This window comes from Blastococcus sp. SYSU DS0533 (assembly GCF_054050775.1).
This window is the reverse complement of the sequence record NZ_JBJGZZ010000001.1, coordinates 437,427-457,812: the sequence shown is the minus strand read 5'-3', so window position 1 is coordinate 457,812 and position 20,386 is coordinate 437,427. Positions and strand designations below refer to the sequence as shown.

The following is a 20,386-nucleotide window of genomic DNA, read 5'->3' as shown; positions in this document are numbered from 1 at the left end:
GCCGGGGCCGCATCGGCACCGGATCGGCGATGTTGAGCCGAACTCCCGTCACACCCGCCGCAGGCGCCCCGGCACCCCCGCTGCCGTCAGGCCAGGTCGTCGGCCCCCATGAGGCGGCGCCCCGCCTCGGTGATCGACCCCGACAGGGACGGGTAGATGGCGAAGGTCTGCGCGAGGTCGTCGACCGTCAGCCCCTTGGTGACGGCGAGCGCGATCGGCAGCACGAGCTCCGAGGCCCCCGGGGAGACGACGACGCCGCCGACGATGACGCCGGTCGACCGCCGCGCGAAGAGCTTCACGAACCCGTCGTGCAGGTCGCTCATCTTGGCGCGGGCGTTGGTCGCCAGCGGCAGCCGCACAGCCTCGACGTCGGCGTTCTCCGCGAGCGACTTCTCCTGGACGCCGACGGTCGCGATCTCGGGGTGCGTGAACACGTTCGCCGCGACCGTCTTGAGCTTGATCGGCGCGACCGCCTCGCCCAGGGCGTGCCACATGGCGATCCGGCCCTGCATGGCGGCCACGGACGCGAGCTGGAAGACGCCGGTGACGTCGCCGGCCGCGTAGATGCCCGGCACGGAGGTCCGGGACACCCGGTCGACGACGACGTGCCCGGACTCGGTCACCTGCACGCCGGCCCGCTCCAGGCCCAGTCCGGCGGTGTTGGGCACCGTGCCGACGGTCATGAGGGCGTGCGAACCCTCGACGGAGCGCCCGTCGGTGAGCTCGACGGCGACGCCCTTCTCCGTGCGCGTCACCCCCGCGGCGCGGCCGCGCTCCAGCCGGCCGCCGCGGGACTGGAAGACCTGCTCGAGCACCTCGGCGGCATCGGAGTCCTCGCCCGGCAGGACCCGGTCACGGGAGGAGACCAGGGTGACCGGCACCCCGGCCTCCAGGTAGCCGGAGGCGAACTCCGCGCCGGTGACCCCCGAGCCCACGACCACCAGGTGCTCCGGCGGTTCCTGCAGGTCGTAGACGTCGCGCCAGTCGAGGATCCGCTCGCCGTCGGGCTCGGCCCCGGGCAGCACGCGCGGGTCGGCGCCGGTGGCGATGAGGACGACGTCGCCCTCGATCTCCTCCGTGACGGCGCCGTCGTCGTCGAGGACCTGCACCGCGTGCGCCGCCAGGCCCGGCTCGTCGTCGGCGAGCCGGCCCTGCCCGGCGACGATCCGCACCCCCTCGGCGTCCAGGCGCGCGTGGATGTCGGCCGACTGCGCCATCGAGAGGTTCTTCACCCGCTGGTTGGCAGCGGGCAGGTCGAGGCTCACGGCCGCGAGCTCGGCGCCGTGCACGCCGAGGACGGCGGAGTCGCGCACCGACGTCATCGCGCCGGCCGCCGCGATCAGGGCCTTCGAGGGGACGCAGTCGGTGAGCACGCTGGCGCCGCCGATGCCGTCGCGCTCGATGACGGTGACCTGCGCACCGAGCTGCGCGGCGACCAGCGCGGCCTCGTAGCCGGCCGGGCCACCACCGATGATGACGATGCGGGTCATGGCTCCATCTTCCGTTGCCGATCGGTCCGTCCACGCCATTGTCCCCGGCGCGGCCCGGATCGGCCCCACCGCCCGTTCCCGCCCGGCGGGGCCGCCTGGTTAGGCTCGCCGCGATGGGCCTCTACGCCGCCTACGGTTCCAACATGGACCCGGCTCAGATGCTGCGCCGGTGTCCGTCGTCCCCGCACACCGGCACCGGATGGATCCGCGGCTGGCGCCTGACCTTCGGCGGCGAGGAGCTCGGCTGGGAGGGCGCGCTCGCCACGCTGGTACCGGCGGAGGACGACGGGGTGGGCGTGTTCGTCGCGCTCTACGACCTGACCGAGGCCGACGAGCGGGCCCTGGACGCGTGGGAGGGCGCCGACTCCGACCTCTACCGCCGGGTGCACCTGCGGGTGCACACCCTGGGCGGCGACGTCGTCGCCTACGTCTACGTGCTGGACGCCTTCGAGGGCGGCCTCCCCTCGGCCCGGCACCTGGGCGCGGTGGCCGACGGCGCGGAGGCAGCCGGGGCCCCGGACGACTACGTGCGCGAGCTGCGCTCCCGGGATTGCCGCAGCGCGTTCTGACCCACCCCGCACCCGCGGCGGCGACCAGCCGCCCACCCGGTCTGCGAGGATGGGCCGACTCCGCCGGACGACTCGGGTGGTCCCCGGATTGCCCGGCCCACCCGGACGAGGACGGATCGCACGTGTACTCACTCGTTCTGCTCAACGGCGGCAGCGGCACCCGGATGCGCGCCGACCGCCCGAAGCAGTTCCTGACCGTCAACGGCCTCCCGATCCTCGTCTACTCGCTCGTCGCCGCCGACGCGGTGCCCGAGATCGACCAGATCGTCCTCAACTACCCGGAGGGCTGGCGGGAGGACGTCGAGGGGATCGTCCGCGACTACGCCATCCGGACGCCCGTGGACTACGTCGCGGCCGGCGCCACCCGGCAGCAGTCGGTGGCCGCCGCCCTGGGGCTCTGCCGGAACGCCGACGTCGTCCTGCACGAGGCGGCCCGGCCGCTGGTGCGCTCCGCCGACTTCAGCCGGCTCATCCGCTCCCCCGAGCGCAACGTGAGCTACATGATCCCGATCCCGTTCACCGTGGCCCCGGTCGACCCGGAGACGCGCGCGGTCACCGGCTACCTGGACCGCGCCCGGCTGCGCAACGTGCAGCTGCCGCAGAAGTTCGCCCTCGCCGACCTCGCCGCGGCGCACGAGTTCGCCAGGACCCAGGGCCACGGCTTCACCGAGGACGCCTCCATGCTCGCCGCCGCCGGCATCCCGGTGCACTACATCGACGGCCAGGACACCAACATCAAGGTGACCACGCCGACCGACATCCACCTCGCGGTGTCCCTGCTGCACGGGGAGACCGAGGATGAGTGAGGGCCGCACCGTCCTGGTCACCGGGGCGTCGAAGGGGATCGGGCTCCGGACCGCCGAGCGCTTCGCCGCCCGGGACGACGTGGCCCGGCTCGTGCTCGTCGCCCGCAGCTCCCCGGCGTTCGAGGACGCCGTCTCGCGGGTCGCCGCGCTGAACCCGGCCGTCGCCGTCTCGGCGCACCCCTTCGACCTCGCCGACCGGCCCGGCATCCTCGGCCTCGTGCGCGACGTGCACTCGGCGCACGGCAACATCGACGTGCTGGTCAACAACGCCGGCTACACCAACCCCCAGCCGATCCACCAGATCCGCTTCGAGGAGTTCGAGCGGACCATGGCGGTCAACCTGTACGCCCCGTTCACGATCGTCCAGGAGCTGCTGCACCTGGGGAACCGCTTCGAGGTGGTCGTGAACGTTGCCTCGACCGCGGGCATCCAGGGCCGGTCGGGGTGGTTGACCTACTCGGCGTCGAAGGCCGCGGTCATCAACATGAGCGAGGTCATGCGGGAGGAGCTGGCGATCTACGGCACCCGGGTCGTGTGCATCTCCCCCGGCCGGACCGCGACGGACCTGCGCCGAACGCTGGCGCCCGACGAGGACCCGTCGACGATCATGCAGCCGGAGCACGTGGCCCAGGTGATCGAGATGCTGAGCACCGACGTCGGCCGGTTCGTCGACAGCACCAACCTGGTCGTCCGCCAGTAGCCCGGCCGTCCGGCCGTCCGGCCGAGGGTCAGCGCCGCCCGGCACCCGGGGGGACGGCGTCCAGCAGGTCACCGGACCGCTCCGCCGGCACCCGCGAGGAGGGCAGCGGGGGCAGGGGGCGCGACCGGCCGGCACCGGCGGGGTGCACCGTGCCGTCGTGGCCACCGCTGACCGGCTCCCGCCGGGCCGGCGTCCGGTCCAGGTCCCGCTCCACCGCGCGCCGCAGCCGGGGGCCGAAGGGCCGCTCGACGTACCGGTGCACCAGGTAGGCGAGCACGAGCATCAGCGCCACCACCACGGTGAGGGCGACGTAGGCCGGCAGGACCGGGCCCAGCCGGTGCAGCAGCACCCAGCCGGCCACCTGGTGGATGAGGTAGAGCGGGTACGTGAGGGCGCCCAGGAAGGTGAGCCACCGCCAGTCCAGCCGGTTGACCCCCGTGAGGGTCGCGACGGCGAGAGCGACGACGCACAAGGTGAACAGGACGGCGAGCGCGCGGAAGGACACCGGCGCACCGGCCACCCGGGCCGACCACGGGATGTAGTAGACCGCGCAGACCCACAGCGCGAAGAGGTAGTTCAGGCCGAGCAGCAGGCCCGGGCTGCCGCTCCACCCCTCGCGGTGAACGAGGTAGACCAGGATGCCGATGCAGAAGAACGGCGCGTAGTCCGGCATCAGGATCTCGGCGAGCACCGCCGACTCGGTGCGCGCCGCCAGCGCGCCGAGCACCGGCCAGAGGAGGCACAGCGCCAGCATCCGCTCCCGGGTGATGCCCACGAGCGACATGCCGAGCAGGAGGAGGTAGAACTTCATCTCCGCCCACAGCGTCCAGTAGGCCCCGTCGAGGTTCGGGACCCCGAGGGCCGACTGGAACATCGTCAGGTTCAGCGCTGCTCCCGGGAGGCTCACGGCGTCCCAGTCGGGGAGGATCGAGCGGTTGGTCACGAGCACCACGCCGGTGAACACGACGGCGAACCAGTAGGCGGGGTAGAGCCGCCCCACGCGGGAGCCGATGAAGGAGGGCACCGGCCGGTCCCAGGTGCTCATCAGGACCACGAAGCCGCTGATCATGAAGAACAGGTACGGCCCGAAACCGCCGTAGATGGTGAAGCGGCTGAGGAACGGGAAGACGTCACGGACGCTCTCGGCCCACGCCACGCTGTCGCGGCCGGTGAAGTGGAACATCACGACGGCGAGGGCGGCGATGAAGCGCAGTGCGTCGACGACCCGCAGGCGCTCGCCCGTCGTCGGTCCCTGCTCGCGGTGTTCGGACACGCCTCCCCCTCGTTCGGTTGAGCGGTGACGTTAACGGCGCATCCACTCGCTCCTGGTGACGGAGCCGTCCGACACGAGACGGCCGGGGAGGGTGCGGGCGGACGGACCGGTGGGGCGCGTGGGGTCAGGCCGGCCCGGCGCCGCTGCCGCCCGTGAAAAGGTCCAGGACCTGCCGGGCGGCCAGGGCAGGGGTGAGCTCACCGGCCAGCACCGCCTTCTCCAGGTCAGGGACCGCGGCCCGCACGCCCGGGTGCGCACGGAGCTGGTGCTCCAGCCCGTCGCGCACCAGCTGCCAGGTCCAGCGCACCTGCTGGGTGCGCCGCCGCTCGTCGAACGCGCCCGAGACCTTGGCCCGCTCCTGGTGCTCGACCAGCTTGGCCCAGACCTCGTCCAGCCCGTCACCGGTGAGCCCGGCGCAGGTGAGCACCGGGACGTCCCAGCCGGTGCCGCGCCCGCGCAGCAGCCGGATCGCCTGGGAGAGCTCCCTCGCCGCCTTGCGGGCGTCGGCGGCCGCGGGCCCGTCGGCCTTGTTGACGGCGATGACGTCGGCGATCTCGAGGATGCCGCGCTTGATGCCCTGCAGCTGGTCACCGGTCCGCGCGATGGTCAGGAACAGGAACGAGTCGACCATCTCCGCCACGGTGATCTCCGACTGGCCGACGCCGACGGTCTCCACCAGCACGACGTCGTAGCCCGCCGCCTCGACGACGACCATCGACTCGCGCGTGGCCTGCGCCACCCCGCCGAGGGTTCCCGAGGTCGGCGAGGGCCGGATGAACGCCTGCGGGTCGACCGCCAGCCGCGCCATCCGCGTCTTGTCCCCGAGGATCGAGCCGCCCGAGCGGGCCGACGAGGGGTCGACGGCGAGCACCGCGACCCGGTGGCCCTTTCCCGTCAGGTCCACGCCCAGCTGGTCGATGAAGGTCGACTTGCCCACGCCGGGCACGCCGCTGATCCCGACGCGGCGCGCTCCCCCGGCGTGCGGCAGCAGCTCGACCAGCAGCTCCTGCGCCTTCTCCCGGTGGTCGGCCCGCCGGGACTCCACCAGCGTGATGGCCCGCGCCACCACGCGGCGGTCCCCGGCGAGCACCCCCTCGACGAGGGCCGGGACGTCGACCTCCCTCGCCATCAGTGGCCGAGGCGCTGCGACAGCGTCCGCAGGAGCTCCTGGGCTGCCTCGGCGATGACGGTGCCGGGCGGGAAGACCGCGGCGGCGCCCATCTCCTTCAGCGTGGGGACGTCGTCGGGCGGGATGACGCCGCCGACGACGATGAGCACGTCGTCGGCACCCAGCTCGGCCAGCGCGTCGCGCAGCGCCGGCACCAGCGTGAGGTGGCCGGCGGCGAGCGAGGAGACCCCGACGACGTGCACGTCGGCCTCGACCGCCTGCCGGGCGACCTCGTCGGGGGTCTGGAACAGCGGGCCGACGTCGACGTCGAAGCCCAGGTCGGCGAACGCGGTGGCGATGACCTTCTGCCCGCGGTCGTGCCCGTCCTGGCCCATCTTGGCCACGAGGATGCGCGGCCGACGGCCCTCGGCCTCGGCGAACTCCTCGGCCAGCCGGCGGGTCTCCTCCATCGGCCCGGATGCTCCTGCCTCGTCGCGGTAGACGCCGGAGATGGTGCGCACCTGGCCGGCGTGCCGGCCGTAGACGGCCTCCAGCGCGTCGGAGATCTCCCCGACGGTGGCCTTGGCCCGCGCGGCGTCGACGGCGAGCTTCAGCAGGTTGGCGTCGAGGTCGTTGCCGCGGCGGCCCTCGGCTGCGGCGCGCGCGGCGTCGGTGAGCCGGCCGAGCGCTTCGGTGACCGCGCGGCCGTCGCGGTCGGCGCGCAGCTGCTCGAGCTTGGCCTTCTGCTGGGCCAGCACGTCGGCGTTGTCGACCTTGAGCACCTCGATCGCCTCGTCGGCGTCGACCCGGTACTTGTTCACCCCGATGACCGGCTGGCGGCCGGAGTCGATCCGGGCCTGGGTGCGGGCCGCGGCCTCCTCGATGCGCAGCTTGGGGATGCCGTCGTCGATGGCCTGCGCCATGCCGCCGTGCTCGGCGACCTCCTGGATGTGCGCCCAGGCGCGGCGGGCCAGGTCGTAGGTGAGCTTCTCGACGTACGCCGAGCCGCCCCACGGGTCGACGACGCGGGTGGTGCCCGACTCCTGCTGCAGCAGCAGCTGGGTGTTGCGGGCGATGCGGGCGGAGAAGTCCGTCGGCAGGGCCAGCGCCTCGTCGAGGGCGTTGGTGTGCAGCGACTGGGTGTGCCCCTGGGTGGCGGCCATCGCCTCCAGGCAGGTGCGGACGACGTTGTTGTAGACGTCCTGCGCGGTGAGCGACCAGCCCGAGGTCTGGGAGTGGGTGCGCAGCGACAGCGACTTGGGGTTCTGCGCCCCGGCCTCGCGCACCAGCTTGGCCCACAGCAGCCGCCCGGCCCGCAGCTTCGCGACCTCCATGAAGAAGTTCATGCCGATGGCCCAGAAGAAGGAGAGCCGCGGAGCGAACGCGTCGACGTCCATGCCCGCGGCCTGACCCGCCTTCAGGTACTCCACACCGTCGGCGAGCGTGTAGGCCAGCTCCAGGTCGGCTGTCGCCCCGGCCTCCTGGATGTGGTAGCCCGAGATCGAGATCGAGTTGAACTTCGGCATCTTCTGCGAGGTGAACGCGAAGATGTCGCTGATGATCTGCATCGAGGGCTTGGGCGGGTAGATGTAGGTGTTGCGCACCATGAACTCTTTGAGGATGTCGTTCTGGATGGTGCCGGTCAGCTGCCCCGGCTCCACCCCCTGCTCCTCGGCCGCCACGATGTAGAGCGCGAGCACCGGCAGCACGGCGCCGTTCATCGTCATCGACACCGACATCCGGTCCAGCGGGATGCCGTCGAACAGCTGGCGCATGTCCAGGATCGAGTCGATCGCGACACCCGCCATGCCCACGTCACCGGGCACGCGGGGGTGGTCGGAGTCGTAGCCGCGGTGGGTGGGCAGGTCGAAGGCGATCGACAGGCCCTTCTGCCCGGCGGCGAGGTTGCGCCGGTAGAAGGCGTTGGACTCGGCGGCGGTGGAGAAGCCCGCGTACTGGCGGATCGTCCACGGCTGGGTGGTGTACATCGTCGGGTAGGGGCCGCGCAGGAACGGCGGCAGCCCGGGCAGGGTCTCGAGGAAGTCGAGGCCCTGCAGGTCGGCCGGGGTGTACAGCGGCGGGACGGAGATCCCCTCCGGCGTCTCCCAGGCCGCCTCCTCGACGCTGCGCCCGGTCGCCTCCTCGAACGCCTTGGCCCAGTCGGCGGCCGAGGCAGCCGCGGATGGGGCGCTCAGCTCGACGGAACCGAAGTCGGGGATGCCGCTCATGCCCGCTCTCCTTCCAGACCCAGCTCGGAGTGCACCGTGCGCAGCGCCGCCAGCGCGTCGCACCCGGCGAAGACGTAGCCGTCGACCCCGACGACGGCGAGGTCTGGCTTGCCGGCCAGCCAGACGGAGGTCGCCCCGGCCGCCCTGAGCTCCGCCGCCAGCCCCGCGGCGTGCTCGGCGTAGTCCTTGTCGGTGCCGCAGATGCAGGCCACGGTCGTGCCCGCGTCGGCCAGCCCGCCGGCGCCGTCCCCGGCCGGGGTGGCCAGGCCACCGGCCTGGAACAGGTTGGCCGCGAAGGTGGCCCGGGCGGTGTGCCGGGCGATCGGGCCCATCGTGGCCAGGTACACCGACGGCCGGGTCCCGTCCTCCGCCCCCGCCGCGGCGTCCGCGGCATCCCGCAGCGCCTCGAACTCCTGCGCGGCGCGCACCCGCGGAAGCCCGCCGGTCCCCGGCAGCACGTCGGCAGCGGGCCGGCGGGCGGGCAGCTTCTCGGTGAGGTTGGGGAACTCGCTGACGCCGGTGATCGCGTCGGCACGGGTGGCCAACCGCTCGGCCCGCGCGTCCCAGGCCTGCGCGATCCGGTCGCGGACCAGCCCCGAGGCCAGCGCGGCGGAGAGCCCGCCGGCCCGCTCGATCTCGGTGAACCACTCCCACGCGGCGCGGGCGAGCTCGTCGGTCAGCGACTCGACGTACCAGGAGCCACCGGCCGGGTCGAGCACGCGGCCCAGGTGCCCCTCCTCGACGAGGAGGTTCTGGGTGTTGCGCGCGATGCGGCGGGAGAACGGGTCGGGAAGCCCCAGCGCGGCGTCGAAGGGTTGCACGGTCACCGCGTCCGCACCGCCCACGCCGGCGGCGAAGCAGGCCACCGTGGTGCGCAGCATGTTGACCCACGGGTCCCGCTTCGTCGTCATCACCGACGAGGTGACGGCGTGCTGCCGCTGGGCGCGGGCCTCGGGCGAGGCGCCGCTGACCTCGCCGACGCGGTCCCACAGCCGGCGGGCGGCGCGCAGCGCGGCGATGGTCGTGAACTGGTCGGCCGAGGCCGCGTAGCGGAACTCCAGCTGACCGAACGCCTCGTCGACGCCCAGGCCCTGCCGCCCGTCCGCAGAGCCGGTCAGCGCCCGCAGGTAGGCGACCCCCGCGGCCAGCGAGCAGCCCAGCTCCTCCACCACCGACGCCCCGGCGTCGTGGAAGACGGTGCCGTCGACGACGACGGTCCGCAGCCCCGGGTGGGCCGCGGCGCGGCGGGCGACGTCGGCGAGGCCGGAGAGGTCCTGCCGCTCCCCCGAGGCCGCCTCCACGCTCAGTGGGTCGAGACCGAGGCAGCCGCCGGACGCGACGTCGGTGCGGCCGTCGACGAGCGCGAGGAACGCCTCGGCCGCCGCAAGCCCGCCCTGCACGGTCACCGGCGCCAGGTCCAGGTAGACGTCGGCGAGGACCTCACCCAGCGCCTCGACGGGGACCGCCCCCTCGCCCAGGACCAGCCACAGCGACGTGACGCCGTTCTCCAGGTCGGCGGCGATCGCCTCCTTCGTCACCGCGACGTCGGGGTGGGCGTGCCGCTGCCGGATGTCCCACCCGCCGGACGCGCCGCCCTCGGCGCCCCCGGACGCCGTCACCTCGGCCGAGCCGGCGGGCCCGCCGGCGGGGCGGGCACCGCGCACGAACGGCGGGAGACCGGGCACGCCGACGCCCGCGGGGAGGTCACCGGCGTCCTCGGCGGTGTAGAGGGGGGCCACCGTCACACCGGGCGCGACCGGCCGGCGCAGCGCGTCCTCGACCGGGTCGGGGAGCGCCTCGCGCCCGGCCTTGCGCAGGACGCCGGCGACCAGCTCGCGCCACTGGTCGCGGTTCACCGCGTCGAACTCGCCCGCGAGCGCGAGGTCCTCGGGCACCGCGTGCTCGGCGGGCACGTCGGCGTCAGCCGCCGCCGGGCCCCGGCCGGTCGTCTCGTCGGTCGTGCTCATCCTGGGATTCCCGCCTCTCGTCGACGGCTCGTCGGGCAGAAGTGTCCCCGGGGGCCGGTCTCCGCGTGCGAGGGGGTGCCCCTGAGCTGGCCGGGGACGGTTCGGCGTCCGCCTCCAGCGCGAGCAGCGCGGTGCGGGCGAGCAGCCGCACCCCGACGCCGATGGCGCGCTCGTCGACGTCGAAGGTGCCCCGGTGCAGGTCGAGGGGGGCGCCGCCGCCGTGGGTGCCCAGCCGGGCGAGCGCGATCGGCATGACGTCGGCGAACCAGCCGAAGTCCTCGCCGCCCATGCTCTGCGGGGAGAGGACGAGGTTGTCCGCCCCCACGGTGCCCAGGGCGGCCGTGCGCAGCAGGGCAACGGCACGCGGGTCGTTGACCACCGGCGGGACCCCGCGGATGTAGTCGACGTCGACCTCGGCGCCGGTGGTGGCGGCGACCCGCCCCACGAGCGAGCGCATCAGCTCCTCGGCGTCCCTCCACGCCTCCCGGTCCAGCACCCGGACGGTGCCCCGCAGCGTCCCCCGCTGCGGGATGGCGTTGGCCGCCACGCCGGCGTTGACCGCGCCCCAGACGAGCGACATCCCCGTCCTCGGGTCGACCTGGCGGGAGAGCAGCCCGGGCACGTCGGTGATGATCCGGCCGAGCGCATCGACGAGGTCGACCGTCATCTGCGGCCGGGCGGTGTGCCCGCCCGGCCCGGTGAGCGTGACGTCCATCCGGTCGCAGGCCGCGGTGATCGCGCCGGTGCGCAGCCCGATCTTCCCGGCCGGGATCGACGGGTCGCAGTGCAGCGCGAAAGCGCGCGAGGCCCCGTCCAGGACGCCGGAGGCGACCACCTCGGTGGCGCCCCCGGGCACCGTCTCCTCGGCGGGCTGGAAGACGCAGCGGACCGTGCCCGGCAGCCCGTCGAGCGCGGCGAGCGCGACGGCCACGCCGAGCACCACGGTGGTGTGCACGTCGTGACCGCAGGCGTGGGCCAGACCCTCGCGGGTGGAGGCGTACGGCACGTCCTTGAGGTCCTTGAGCGGCAGCGCGTCGATGTCGGCCCTGAGGACGACGACCGGCCCCCCGCCCGTCCCGACGTCGACGCTCAGCCCGGTGCCGGTGGGGAGCCGGCGCGGCGTGAGCCCGTGGTGCCGCAACCGCTCCTCGAGGAACGACGTCGTCTCGAACTCGGCGTAGCCGAGCTCGGGGTGGGCGTGCAGGTGCCGCCGGGTGGCCGACAGGGCCGCCCGGTTCGCGCTGACCCACTCGTCGACGGCCGCGCTGAGCTTCTCGACGACCGGGGTCATGCGGCGTGCCCGCCCGCGCACTCGGCCGGGCCGGGCACCGGGCCGTCGGGCCGGCCCGCGGGGCCGGAGGAGGGCAGGCCGTCCCGCAGTTCGGCCAGCAGGCCGTCCACGACCGGCGCCAGCCCGCCGTCGTGCGCCAGCGCCACCGCCCGCTGCCGCTGGTAGGAGGCGCCGACCTCGAGGACGCGCAGCACGTCGGCGAGCTCGGCCTCGCAGTCCAGCCGCTTCGCCGTGGGCATCAGCTCCGCCACCAGCTCGGTGATCGCCTCGCGCACCGGCCGGACGGCGTAGTGCTCGTCGACGATGATGTCGGCGTCCAGGCCGTAGCGGGACGCGCGCCACTTGTTCTCCCGCACGACCCACTCCTCGGGGCGGGGCAGGGTGTAGCCGCGGTCGATCTGCGTGTCGAACTGCTCGACCAGGCACTGGGCCAGGGCGGCGACGGCGCCGACCTCGTCGAGGGTGGGCAGGCCGTCGCAGATGCGCAGCTCGACGGTGCCGAAGTCGGGGTGCGGGCGGATGTCCCACCAGACCTCGCGGACGCTCTCGATGCTCCCGGTGGAGATCAGCGTCTCCATGTAGTCCTCGAACTGGCTCCAGTCGTCGAGCTGGAAGGGCAGACCCGCGGTCGGCATCCCCTCGAAGATCTTGGTGCGCGCGGAGGCCAGCCCGGTGTCGCAGCCCACCCAGAACGGCGAGGACGAGGAGAGCGCGAGGAAGTGGGGCACGTACTGGCACAGCGCGTTGACGATCGGGATGACCTTCTCGGGCGCGCGGACGCCCACGTGCACGTGCACCCCGAAGATCTGCAGGCGGCGGGCCAGCCACTGCATGCGCTCCACCAGCTCCTGGTAGCGCTCCTTGGGCGAGATCTCCTGCGTCTGCCAGTCGGTGAACGGGTGGGTGCCAGCGCACAGCAGCCCGAGCCCCCGCCGGTCGGCCTGGGCGACGACCTCGGCGAGGGTGCCCGCCAGGTCGGCCTTGGCCTCGCGCACCGTCGTGCAGACCCCGGTGATGATCTCCACCGTCGACTGCAGCAGCTCGTGCTTGGCCTTCGGGTGCTCGTCGGCCCCCTCGGGGCGCAGCGCCTCGAGGATCTCGACGGCGCCGGGGGCGAGCTCGCGGGTCTCCCGGTCGACCAGTTGCAGCTCCCACTCCACGCCGAGGCTGGCGCGACCGGAGCTACGGAAGGGGATCTCCACCTCCCGGAGTCTAGGGACGATCACGCTGCCCCACCCGGCGGCGTGCCTCCCCCGTTCCTGCAGGCAGGCCGCTCCACCACGTCGCCCGTGCCGCTGCGTTAGCGTCCCTGCGTGAGCGAGCTCCCCGGGACCGACCCCACCGCCCTGGCCGCGCAGGCGGCGGACGCCCTGACCACCGCGCTCGGCGGCCCGCACGACGTCGCCGTCGTCATGGGCTCGGGCTGGGCCCCCGCGGCCGACGCGTTCGGCGAGGCCGGCGGGTCGGTGGCGATCGGCGACCTGCCCGGCTTCGCCGCCCCGACCGTCGTCGGGCACGGCGGCGAGATCCGTTCGGTGCGGGTGGGCGGGCGCGGGGTGCTCCTCTTCCTCGGCCGCACCCACTACTACGAGGGCCGCGGCGTCGAGCCGGTCGTCCACGGCGTCCGGACGGCGGCCGCCGCGGGTGTGCGGACCGTCGTCCTGACCAACGCCGCCGGCGGCCTGGCCCCCGACCACCGGGTGGGCCAGGCCGTGGTGATCTCCGACCACCTGAACCTGACCGCGCGCTCGCCGCTCGTGGGGGCGAACTTCGTCGACCTCACCGACCTCTACTCCTCCCGGCTGCGCGCGATCGCCAGGGAGCTGGACCCGTCGCTGGTCGAGGGCGTCTACGCCCAGCTGCCGGGCCCGCACTTCGAGACGCCGGCGGAGATCCGCATGCTGCGGACGCTCGGTGCCGACCTGGTCGGCATGTCCACCGCGCTGGAGGCCATCGCCGCACGGGCCGCGGGCGCGGAGGTGTTCGGGCTGTCGATGGTCACCAACGCCGCGGCCGGGATCACCGGCGAGGCGCTGGACCACCAGGAGGTGCTGGCGGCGGGCAAGGCGGCCGCCGGACGGCTGGGTGCCTTCCTCGTCCAGCTGATCGAGCGGCTCCCGTGACCGGGCCCGTCCTGGTCACCGGCGCGGCGGGACGGATCGGCACGGTCCTGCGCGGCGGGTTGCCGGAGCGCGGCTGGGCGGTCCGCGGCCTCGACGTCGTCGCGGTTCCCGAACCCCGGCCCGGCGAGGAGCACCTCGTCGCCGACGTCACCGACCTGGCCGCGACGACCGACGCCGCCCGCGGCGCGTCCGCCGTCGTCCACCTCGCCGGCATCTCCGGGGAGTCGACCTGGGCGGCGATCTCGCACGCCAACATCGAGGGCACCTACTGCGCGCTGGAGGCCGCCCGGCGGGCCGGCGTCCCGCGCGTGGTGCTGGCCAGCAGCAACCACGCGTCGGGCTACACCGAGCGCCCGGCCGGCGGTCTGCTCCGCGAGGAGGACGCGCCGCCGCGCCCGGACACCTACTACGGGGTCTCGAAGGTCGCGATGGAGGCGCTGGGCTCGCTGTACGCCGACCGCTACGGCCTGGACGTCGTCTGCCTGCGGATCGGCAGCGCCTTCGCCGAGCCGACCACCACCCGCCAGCTCTCGACGTGGCTCTCCCCCGCCGACACGGTCGCGCTGGTCGACGCCGCGCTGCGGGCGCCGTCGCCCGGCTTCCGCGTCGTCTGGGGGGTGTCGCGCAACACCCGCCGCTGGTGGGACCTCTCCGCCGCCGAGGCGCTGGGCTACCGCTCCACCGACGACGCCGAGGGCCACGCCGCCGCGCTGGTCGCCGCCCACGGCGAGCCCGACCTCGCCGACCCGGTGCACCGCCGGGTCGGCGGCGAGTACACGACCGCCGACTTCGACGCGGAGAACTTCACGGCATGACGCAGGACCTGCTCGCCACCGCCCGCGCCTGGGCCGCGGCGGACCCGCACGAGGGCGACCGCGCCGAGATCCTGGCGCTGGTCGAGGCCGGGGACACCGCCGAGCTCGCCCGCCGGTTCGCCGGCCCGCTGACCTTCGGGACGGCGGGGCTGCGCGGCCCGCTGCGGGCGGGCCCGGCCGGGATGAACGCCGCCGTGGTGCTGCGCGCCGCCGCCGGGGTCGGCCGGTACCTGCTGGCGACCGGGCACGACGGCGGCACGGTCGTGATCGGTTTCGACGCCCGGCGGCGGTCGGACGAGTTCGCCCTCCTCTCGGCCCGGGTGTTCTCGGGGCTGGGCTTCCAGGTGCAGCTGATGCCGCGGCCGCTGCCCACCCCGGTCCTGGCCTTCGCCGTCCGCCACCTCGGCGCGGTGGCCGGCGTCATGGTCACCGCCAGCCACAACCCGCCCGAGGACAACGGCTACAAGCTCTACCTGGAGGGCGGCGCCCAATTGGTGCCGCCGGCCGACCGGGAGATCGAGGCCGCCATCGCCGCCGTCGGCCCGGCGCGGGAGATCCCGCTGAGCGGCGGGCACGGGATCCTGGGCGACGACGTCCTGACCGGGTACGTGGCCGCGGTCGTGCGGGCCCTGGACCCGGAACGCGTCCCGGCCGCCGACCGGGCGGCGTTGCGGGTGGCCTACACCGCCATGCACGGGGTGGGCGCGTCCACCACCCGGCTGGTGTTCGCCGCGGCGGGGTTCGCGGAGCCGGCCGCCGTGGCCGAGCAGGACAGCCCCGACCCGGCGTTCCCGACGGTCGCCTTCCCGAACCCGGAGGAGCCCGGGGCGGTGGACCTGCTCATCGCGCTGGCCGAGCGCTCGGGCGCCGACGTCGCGATCGCGCAGGACCCGGACGCCGACCGCTGCTCGGTGGTGGTCGGTGGCCGGCAGCTCACCGGTGACGAGGTGGGCGCGCTGCTGGCCGACTGGCTGCTGCGCCGCGGGGTGCGCGGCACGTACGCGTCGTCGCTGGTCAGCGGATCGCTCATGCACGTCGTCGCCGAGGCGCACGGGGCGCCGTCGGAGGAGACGCCCACCGGCTTCAAGTGGATCATGCGGGCCGGCTCGGACGCCGCGCCCCTGGTCTACGGCTACGAGGAGGCGCTGGGCTACTCGGTGGCGCCGTCGGTGGTGCGGGACAAGGACGGCATCTCCGCAGCAGCCGCCGTCGCGCTGCTGGCCGCGGAGCTCAAGGCCGCCGGCCGCACCCTGCTGGACCGGCTCGACGAGCTGGCCCGGGAGCACGGGCTCTTCGCCACCGGGCAGCTGTCGGTGCGGGTGGAGGACCTCTCGGTCATCTCCGGGGCGATGGCCCGGCTGCGCTCGGCCCCGCCGGCCACCCTTCTCGGCCGGCCGGTGGAGTTCGCCGACCTCGCCCTCGGGACACCGCCGGTCGACGCCGTGCGGCTGCTGGGCGACGGCGTGCGGGTGATCGTCCGGCCCAGCGGCACCGAGCCGAAGCTCAAGGCCTACCTGGAGACGGTCGTCCCGGTGCACGACGACGCCGGGCTGATCGCCGCCCGGGGTCGCGGCGCCGACGAGCTGGACCAGCTGCGCGCGGAGATGTCGGCGGCGCTCGGGCTCTGACACCGATCAGTTCCGCCCCCGTGGGCGGTCCCCTCCTCGAGAGGTCCAGCCACGAGCGGAGGAAGCATGCGGAAGATCGTCGTCCACCTGTCGGTGTCCCTGGACGGGTTCTTCGAGGGCCCCGACCACGACATCAGCTGGCACCTCGTCGACGAGGAGCTGCACAGCCACATGAACGCCCAGCTGGCGACGGCGAGCGCGTTCCTGGAGGGCCGGGTCACCCAAGAGCTCATGGCGGCGTACTGGCCGACGGCCGACGAGGACCCGGCCGCCTCGGCGGAGGAGAAGGAGTTCGCCGGCATCTGGCGGGCCATGCCGAAGATCGTGTTCTCCCGTACCTGCGACGAGGTCCCGTGGGCGACCGAGGTCCGGCACGAGGTCTACCCGGACGAGATCAGGACGCTCCAGCAGCTGCCCGGCGGCGACATGGTGCTCGGCGGCCCGGACCTCACCGCGACCTTCCGCCGGCTGGACCTCGTCGACGAGTACCGGCTCTTCGTGGCGCCCGTCCTGCTCGGCCGCGGACGGCGGCTCTTCGGGGAGGCGGACGACCTCACCCGGCTGGAACTGCTGGAGACCCGGCGGTTCGGCAACGGGACCGTGATGCTCCGCCACGGGGTGATCCGCGACTGAGGGGGACCCGTCAGGCCGCGACGGGCTCCCGGCAGCCGGATCCCAGGGCGCGGCCGGCCGCCTCGAGGACGGCGACGACGTCGCGGCCGAAGCCGACGTCGCACGGGTGGGTGCCCCCGGCGACGGCGGCGGCGATCAGCTCGTCGACGGCGACGGTGAACGCCTCCACCGGAGCCTCGACGTCGGGCAGCAGGACCAGCCGGCCGGCGTCGCCGTGCACGTAGAACTCGATGCCGGACGACATCGGCGCCACCGTGTGCGACAAGGTCACCGTCGAGGCCGTCCCCGACTCGTGGGTGAGGACCAGGTGGACGGTGTCGTGCAGCCCGGCCCCGGCCTGCACGCCGACGACCGGCCCGAGCGCGGGCACCAGAACCGACAGCGCGTGCGGGCCGATGTCCCACAGCGCCCCGTGCTCCTGGCGCCAGGGCGAGGCCGCGAACGGGGTGCCGGCGAGCGAGGAGAGCCAGGAGCCCGCGCCCCCGGCGAGGCGGGTGCGCGCGGCCTGGGTGAGCCAGGTGGAGGTCGCCGTCTGGAAGCGGAAGGTGAAGAAGACGACCGAGGCCACACCGGCCGCCCGCACCGCGTCGACCACCCGGTCGGCCGCGGCCACGTCCAGCGCGATCGGCTTCTCCAGGAGCAGGTGCCTGCCCGCCTCGGCCGCGCGCACCGCGAGCGGCGCCTGCACGTGCGGCGGCAGGGCGATGGCGACGGCGTCGACGTCGGCCAGCAGCGCGTCGACGTCCTTGTAGCCGGGGACCTCGAACTCCGCCGCCAGCGCCTCCGCCCGTTGCGGGTCCCGGCCCCACACCCCGGCCAGCTCGGCCGTCGGGTGGGCGGCCAGCGCGGCGGCGTGCACCGCCTTCGCCCAGTGGCCGGTGCCGAGGACCCCGAAGCGCACGGTCAGACCGCGCCGAACTGGCGGTCGCCGGCGTCGCCCAGGCCCGGGACGATGTAGGCCTTGTCGTTGAGCCCCTCGTCGACGCTGGCGGTGAACACCCGCAGCGGCAGGCCGCTCTCCTCGAGACGGCGCAGCCCGTCAGGCGCCGCCAGGGCGCAGAGCACGGTGATCGACGTCGTGCCGCGGGCGGTGAGCAGCTCGCAGCAGTGCACCAGCGAGCCGCCGGTGGCGAGCATCGGGTCCAGGACGAAGACGTCGCGGCCGACCAGGGTCTCGGGCAGCGAGGCCATGTACGCCTCGGGCTGGAAGGTCTCCTCGTTGCGGGCGAGCCCGACGAAGCCCATCTGGGACTCGGGCAGCATCCCGTGTGCGGTGTCGGCCATGCCCAGGCCGGCCCGCAGCACCGGGACGATCAGCGGCGGGGCGGCCAGCCGGTACCCCGTGGTGGTGGTGACCGGGGTCGTGATCGGCTCCTCCGCGATGGCGAGATCGCGGGTGGCCTCGTAGACCAGCATCTGAGTCAGCTCGCGGAGCGCGGCGCGGAACATGGCGTTGTCCGTGCGCTCGTCGCGCATCCGGGACAGACGGGCACGGGCCAGCGGGTGGTCGACGACGGTGAGCTGCACGCCGGACACCGTATCGGTCGGTACACGCGGCCGGAGATCACCGCCGGGCCGACCGAGGCGCCACAGGTGGCCGCGGGTGACCTGCCCACCGGCCAGCGTGCCGCCCGCGAGGTCGCGGCCCGGATCCCGCTCGGGTCGACGCACCGAGCGCCGACCCCGACGCGGCGATCACTCGCCCCGCGCGGTGTTGCCCACCACCCGGACAGCTGCTGGCGCGACGATGTCCCCGGCAGCCACGTCCTGCGCCACCACGGCGCCGTAGCCGATGACCGCCGCATCCCCCACGGTGACGCCCTTGAGCACCGCCGCCCGCTCAGCAAGCCACACGTCGTCCCCCAGGCGGACCGGCCGGGTCGGTGAGGAGGTGTGCCGCTCGTCGGGCGCGGTGCCGTGGAAGTCGGTGTCGAAGATGGCCCCGGCGCCGAGCGTGGCCCGGGCGCCGATGACCACGGACTCCCGCGCCGCGATGCGGATGCCGTTGAGGTAGGAGTGCGGGCCGATCTCGATGACGGCGTCGGGGTCGAGGGTGTTCAGCCGGTTGGGCTGCCCGCTCCTGCTCTCGAGGAGGCAGCCCTCTCCGATGAGCACTCGCCCGGGACCCTGGACCGTCAGCCGACCGGCGATCGTGACACCAGGACCGAGCCGGACGCGGGGGTGGGATCGCCGGAAGAGAGCGATCCGCACCGCGTGACGCAGTCTCGCGACCATGGTGGCGAGCGTGCCAGAACCGGTCGCACCCCAGGCGCGGCGCTGGCCCCCTGCCCGCGCTCGGGTAGGGGGCGTTGCAGCGTGGTCGGACGCACGACCGCGGTGCCGCAACCGCTCAGCCGGCCCGGCTCCGGGCGGGTTCGGTCGTGGTGCGGGGGAGGACGAGGATCTCGGTGCCGTCGGTCCGCCAGGTGCGCCATCGGCCGTCGGGTTGGCGTTCGACGCGGAACCCGTGGTGGACCTTGGTGTGGTGGCGTTCGCACAGCAGCGCGCAGTTGTGCAGGTCGGTCTGGCCGCCGTCTGCCCAGTGGATGAGGTGGTGGACGTCGCACCAGTGGGTGGGGGCGTGGCAGCCAGTGAAGACGCAGCCGCGGTCGCGGGCCTCCACCGCGCGGCGCAGGTGGCGGGGGGCGACGCGGTGGATGGGGCCCACATCCAGGGGCTGGCCCTCGGGGCCGAGCACGATGCGGGTGATGCCGCCGTCGCAGGCCAGCCAGCTGGCGCGGGCGCGGGCGGCGGAGATGGTCGCCCCGAAGCTGAGCTTCGCCGCCCCGGGCCCGGTGGTGGGGTCGACGAGGTCCTCCAGGTCCACCCGGACGACCACGTGGGGTTTCTGCGTGCGCAGCACCGGCAGGGTGCCGGCGGCGAGGGCGTTGTCGCAGAGCTGGACCAGGGCATCGGCCTGCCGCTGGGCGCGATGGCCATCCCCAGGGGCCCGCGGCGAGCTCGCGAGTCGCGGGGAGGGGGTGGTCCTTCTACTTCTCCCCGCCGACGGCGTCCAGCTCGAACCGGCCGGTCACGCTGCCGTCGGCGTGCCTGGTGAAGGTCAGCGACCGGCCCTCGGTGGGGTCGGGCTCGGCACCGTCGGGGTCCAGCCGGGCCAGGTAGTGGTCCACGACCTGCCGCAGCTCGGCGTGCGGCCGGGTCGCGGCCACCTCCGCGAGCGCCTCGTCCACCCCGGCCAGGTCCACGCCCTGGGCGTGGGCGGCGGCCAGCTTGGCCGGGGCGACCGCCGGGGCCATCTCGGCGAGCGCCTCGAGCGCCACCGCGCCGGTGCCGGCCGCGGCGGCGACCGCCGGCAGCGCCTCCAGGGCCCGCCCGGCGGCGACCAGCCGGGAGGCGGCCGCCGGGGAGAAACGGGCGTGCCCGCGCACCCAGGCGGCCATGGTCTTGTGCCCGTCGTGCTCGGCGGCCCCGGCGAGCTCGCCTTGGCGGATGGTGCGGGCGACCTCGGCGGCCAGCCGGTTGCCGGCCACGAGCAGCGGGCGCAGGCGTTCGATCAGCTGCGGCCCGAACGCGCCGTCGAGCCGTTCGCCGGCCAGGTCGTCCAGCGCCGCGGCCAGCCGGGCCACCGCATCGGCTCCACCTGTCGAACGCATGTACGAATGCTACCGCCGGCCACCGACGACTACGACACGAAAACGCAGGTGAAAAGCCTGTCCACAGGTTCCAGGGAAGCTTGACGGCAACGACGGGTCGTCGCCGGGGCGGTGGCCGGCGGTCCGGTGCCGTCAGGAACC

The 20,386-nt window shown here is 74.5% G+C and carries 19 protein-coding genes; 7 read left to right on the top strand and 12 right to left on the bottom strand.

From position 1 onward, the window contains the following. Positions 1–86: 86 nt before the first annotated feature. The gene (locus ACI79W_RS02345; RefSeq protein WP_456560462.1) at positions 87–1,490 is read right to left on the bottom strand and encodes an NAD(P)H-quinone dehydrogenase; all 1,404 of its coding nucleotides are present in this window, start codon (positions 1,488–1,490) and stop codon (positions 87–89) included. 113 nt (positions 1,491–1,603) lie between these two features. Between ACI79W_RS02345 and ACI79W_RS02340 the strand changes: the two genes are divergently transcribed. The 3 genes from ACI79W_RS02340 to ACI79W_RS02330 all read left to right on the top strand — a co-directional run bounded on the left by ACI79W_RS02340 (position 1,604) and on the right by ACI79W_RS02330 (position 3,565). Next, positions 1,604–2,059, top strand: coding sequence for a gamma-glutamylcyclotransferase (locus ACI79W_RS02340; protein WP_456560461.1), 456 nt, complete (start codon positions 1,604–1,606; stop codon positions 2,057–2,059). 122 nt (positions 2,060–2,181) lie between these two features. After that, positions 2,182–2,865 carry an IspD/TarI family cytidylyltransferase gene (locus tag ACI79W_RS02335; protein WP_456560460.1) on the top strand — a complete coding sequence of 228 codons (684 nt, stop codon included), beginning with the start codon at positions 2,182–2,184 and terminating at the stop codon, positions 2,863–2,865. Next, positions 2,858–3,565, top strand: a complete 708-nt coding sequence (locus ACI79W_RS02330; RefSeq protein WP_456560459.1) for an SDR family NAD(P)-dependent oxidoreductase — start codon at positions 2,858–2,860, stop codon at positions 3,563–3,565. Before ACI79W_RS02335 ends, ACI79W_RS02330 begins: the two co-directional genes overlap by 8 nt. 28 nt (positions 3,566–3,593) lie before the next feature. Here ACI79W_RS02330 and ACI79W_RS02325 read toward each other — a convergent pair whose 3' ends face one another. The 6 genes from ACI79W_RS02325 to ACI79W_RS02300 all read right to left on the bottom strand — a co-directional run bounded on the left by ACI79W_RS02325 (position 3,594) and on the right by ACI79W_RS02300 (position 12,634). Continuing rightward, the gene (locus ACI79W_RS02325) at positions 3,594–4,838 is read right to left on the bottom strand and encodes an acyltransferase family protein (RefSeq protein WP_456560458.1); all 1,245 of its coding nucleotides are present in this window, start codon (positions 4,836–4,838) and stop codon (positions 3,594–3,596) included. A gap of 124 nt (positions 4,839–4,962) precedes the next feature. Further along, on the bottom strand, positions 4,963–5,967 hold the full coding sequence (gene meaB, locus ACI79W_RS02320; protein ID WP_456560457.1) for a methylmalonyl Co-A mutase-associated GTPase MeaB: 1,005 nt from the start codon (positions 5,965–5,967) through the stop codon (positions 4,963–4,965). After that, positions 5,967–8,174, bottom strand: coding sequence for a methylmalonyl-CoA mutase (gene scpA, locus ACI79W_RS02315; RefSeq protein ID WP_456560456.1), 2,208 nt, complete (start codon positions 8,172–8,174; stop codon positions 5,967–5,969). Before scpA ends, meaB begins: the two co-directional genes overlap by 1 nt. Further along, entirely contained in the window at positions 8,171–10,141 is a 1,971-nt protein-coding gene (locus ACI79W_RS02310; protein WP_456560455.1) for a methylmalonyl-CoA mutase family protein, read from the bottom strand. The genes scpA and ACI79W_RS02310 overlap by 4 nt, the downstream gene beginning before the upstream one ends. Continuing rightward, complete coding sequence (locus tag ACI79W_RS02305; protein WP_456560454.1) at positions 10,095–11,432, bottom strand: amidohydrolase; 1,338 nt, start codon at positions 11,430–11,432, stop codon at positions 10,095–10,097. The genes ACI79W_RS02310 and ACI79W_RS02305 overlap by 47 nt, the downstream gene beginning before the upstream one ends. Continuing rightward, on the bottom strand, positions 11,429–12,634 hold the full coding sequence (locus tag ACI79W_RS02300) for a glutamate--cysteine ligase (RefSeq protein ID WP_456560453.1): 1,206 nt from the start codon (positions 12,632–12,634) through the stop codon (positions 11,429–11,431). Before ACI79W_RS02300 ends, ACI79W_RS02305 begins: the two co-directional genes overlap by 4 nt. A gap of 111 nt (positions 12,635–12,745) precedes the next feature. Here ACI79W_RS02300 and ACI79W_RS02295 point away from each other — a divergent pair, with 111 nt between their 5' ends. From ACI79W_RS02295 to ACI79W_RS02280, 4 genes are all read left to right on the top strand, one after another. Further along, positions 12,746–13,555, top strand: coding sequence for a purine-nucleoside phosphorylase (locus ACI79W_RS02295; RefSeq protein ID WP_456560452.1), 810 nt, complete (start codon positions 12,746–12,748; stop codon positions 13,553–13,555). Next, a complete protein-coding gene (locus tag ACI79W_RS02290; RefSeq protein WP_456560451.1) occupies positions 13,552–14,370 on the top strand; it encodes an NAD-dependent epimerase/dehydratase family protein in 819 nt (272 codons plus the stop codon). The genes ACI79W_RS02295 and ACI79W_RS02290 overlap by 4 nt, the downstream gene beginning before the upstream one ends. After that, positions 14,367–15,998 carry a phospho-sugar mutase gene (locus ACI79W_RS02285; protein ID WP_456560450.1) on the top strand — a complete coding sequence of 544 codons (1,632 nt, stop codon included), beginning with the start codon at positions 14,367–14,369 and terminating at the stop codon, positions 15,996–15,998. Before ACI79W_RS02290 ends, ACI79W_RS02285 begins: the two co-directional genes overlap by 4 nt. A gap of 66 nt (positions 15,999–16,064) precedes the next feature. Next, the gene (locus tag ACI79W_RS02280) at positions 16,065–16,631 is read left to right on the top strand and encodes a dihydrofolate reductase family protein (protein WP_456560449.1); all 567 of its coding nucleotides are present in this window, start codon (positions 16,065–16,067) and stop codon (positions 16,629–16,631) included. A gap of 10 nt (positions 16,632–16,641) precedes the next feature. Here the strand turns inward: ACI79W_RS02280 and ACI79W_RS02275 are convergent, their stop codons facing one another. The 5 genes from ACI79W_RS02275 to ACI79W_RS02255 form a co-directional block, all read right to left on the bottom strand. Then, positions 16,642–17,532 (bottom strand): Gfo/Idh/MocA family protein, encoded by an 891-nt coding sequence (locus ACI79W_RS02275; protein WP_456560448.1) that lies wholly within the window; start codon positions 17,530–17,532, stop codon positions 16,642–16,644. A gap of 2 nt (positions 17,533–17,534) precedes the next feature. Beyond that, positions 17,535–18,158, bottom strand: coding sequence for a uracil phosphoribosyltransferase (gene upp / locus ACI79W_RS02270; protein ID WP_091929166.1), 624 nt, complete (start codon positions 18,156–18,158; stop codon positions 17,535–17,537). A gap of 168 nt (positions 18,159–18,326) precedes the next feature. Then, a complete protein-coding gene (locus ACI79W_RS02265) occupies positions 18,327–18,746 on the bottom strand; it encodes an acyltransferase (protein ID WP_456560447.1) in 420 nt (139 codons plus the stop codon). Positions 18,747–18,981: 235 nt separating this feature from the next. After that, positions 18,982–19,539, bottom strand: coding sequence for a DUF222 domain-containing protein (locus tag ACI79W_RS02260; protein ID WP_456560605.1), 558 nt, complete (start codon positions 19,537–19,539; stop codon positions 18,982–18,984). An 82-nt stretch (positions 19,540–19,621) separates the two neighbouring features. Next, on the bottom strand, positions 19,622–20,245 hold the full coding sequence (locus ACI79W_RS02255) for a DUF222 domain-containing protein (protein ID WP_456560446.1): 624 nt from the start codon (positions 20,243–20,245) through the stop codon (positions 19,622–19,624). Positions 20,246–20,386 lie beyond the last annotated feature (141 nt).

Coding starts and splice junctions, on each gene's coding strand:
- ACI79W_RS02285 (WP_456560450.1), top strand. CDS start 14,367: ATGACGCAGGACCTGCTCGCCACCGCCCGCGCCTGGGCCGCGGCGGAC.
- ACI79W_RS02305 (WP_456560454.1), bottom strand. CDS start 11,432: ATGACCCCGGTCGTCGAGAAGCTCAGCGCGGCCGTCGACGAGTGGGTC.
- scpA (WP_456560456.1), bottom strand. CDS start 8,174: ATGAGCGGCATCCCCGACTTCGGTTCCGTCGAGCTGAGCGCCCCATCC.
- ACI79W_RS02340 (WP_456560461.1), top strand. CDS start 1,604: ATGGGCCTCTACGCCGCCTACGGTTCCAACATGGACCCGGCTCAGATG.
- ACI79W_RS02280 (WP_456560449.1), top strand. CDS start 16,065: ATGCGGAAGATCGTCGTCCACCTGTCGGTGTCCCTGGACGGGTTCTTC.
- meaB (WP_456560457.1), bottom strand. CDS start 5,967: ATGGCGAGGGAGGTCGACGTCCCGGCCCTCGTCGAGGGGGTGCTCGCC.
- ACI79W_RS02330 (WP_456560459.1), top strand. CDS start 2,858: ATGAGTGAGGGCCGCACCGTCCTGGTCACCGGGGCGTCGAAGGGGATC.
- ACI79W_RS02255 (WP_456560446.1), bottom strand. CDS start 20,245: ATGCGTTCGACAGGTGGAGCCGATGCGGTGGCCCGGCTGGCCGCGGCG.
- ACI79W_RS02310 (WP_456560455.1), bottom strand. CDS start 10,141: ATGAGCACGACCGACGAGACGACCGGCCGGGGCCCGGCGGCGGCTGAC.
- ACI79W_RS02345 (WP_456560462.1), bottom strand. CDS start 1,490: ATGACCCGCATCGTCATCATCGGTGGTGGCCCGGCCGGCTACGAGGCC.